Below are 1,403 nucleotides of genomic sequence, written 5' to 3' on the forward strand. Positions count from 1 at the left end.
AAAAAAAATAATAAGTCTATAAAAATTATTTATATGCTTTACCTCTTTCCACAAAACTGACAAATTGTTGTGCCCACTGTGGGACTCCGAGGCTGTGGAAATGAGTATATGAGGCAATAACATTTTTATAGATAATTCCATCGTGCCTACCATTTACACCTTTACCACGAATAACATTATAGCCAAAATTCATCTGAACAGGATTAATAATCTGTGAATAGTGGAACTCATGGCCTCTAATTTTTCCATCGAAATTAAACCACTGATTTTTAGTGGTGGTTTGCAAAATTACATAACCGTGTCCTTGCGGTTTTTCATACACACAAATATCACACGGAATAGCACCGACCATTTCTTTAGTTATGCCCTGATAAGATATATTTCTGGCTAAATACATTAAACCACCGCATTCTGCATAGACTGGTATTCCTTGTTCTATAGAGGTGCGAATATCTGTTAGCAATGGTTTATTTTTGGATAAACTTTCGATGAATATTTCCGGAAAACCACCTCCAAAATACAACCCATCTACTTGAGGCAATTTATCATCAGTCAAGGTATTGAATGGCACAAGCTCTGCCCCTGCTCTGGCAAGTGCGTCCAAATTCTCTTTGTAATAAAAGGTAAATACCGGGTCTCTGGATATGCCTATTTTGACCACTGGCGAAGGTATTTGATACTCTTGTTTTTTTAATGTAGGTAAAGAAAAGGCATATCTTGAAAGGCTAATAACCTTATCTAAATCTACATAATTTTGTATTACTGTGGCAATAGATTCAATTACAGAAATGAGATGTAAATCTTCTTTGATTGGAATTAATCCTAAATGTCGCTCTTTAATTTCAATCTCTGGTAGTCTTGGTATAGCACCTAAAACCTCTAAATCAGAATGTTTGCGAATGGCTTCTTTTAGCTTTACCTCATGTCGTGTCGAGGCAACATTATTTAAAATTATGCCTGAAATTAAATTATCCGGGTCAAAATGTTGATAACCAAAGACAAGCGGGGCAATGCCGTAAGTCATTCGACTGGCATCAATAACTAATAAAACTGGGGTTTTGAGGATTTTAGATAAATATGAGGTGCTATCTTTACCATCAATATCCAGGCCATCATAAAAACCCATATTCCCTTCGATGAGGCTTAAATCTGTATTCTGACTTGCCTGCTGGAAAGCCTCGCATATTTTTTTCTCTCCCATCATAAAGAAATCCAGATTAAGACATTCCTTTCCTGCGGCGGCTGTTAGCCACATTGGGTCGATATAATCAGGTCCCTTTTTAAAAGGCTGGATGATTAGCCCACGCTTTCTCAAAGCCGCACATAACCCAATACATATCGTTGTCTTTCCTGAACTTCTATGAGCTGCCGAAATGATAATTCTGGACATTTATTCTTCTTTA

The 1,403-nt window shown here is 36.8% G+C and carries 1 protein-coding gene; it reads right to left on the bottom strand.

What is annotated here, in order from left to right; genetic code table 11:
- Positions 1–25: 25 nt before the first annotated feature.
- Positions 26–1,390 (bottom strand): cobyrinate a,c-diamide synthase, encoded by a 1,365-nt coding sequence (locus AB1414_20895; GenBank protein MEW6609869.1) that lies wholly within the window; start codon positions 1,388–1,390, stop codon positions 26–28.
- Positions 1,391–1,403 lie beyond the last annotated feature (13 nt).

The sequence above is a fragment of the bacterium genome (assembly GCA_040755795.1).
In the GTDB taxonomy this organism is placed as follows: Bacteria; UBA9089; CG2-30-40-21; order CG2-30-40-21; family SBAY01; genus JBFLXS01.

Bases quoted from the DNA above. Each gene is read 5' to 3' on its own strand.
- AB1414_20895 (MEW6609869.1), bottom strand. From the start codon at position 1,390: ATGTCCAGAATTATCATTTCGGCAGCTCATAGAAGTTCAGGAAAGACA.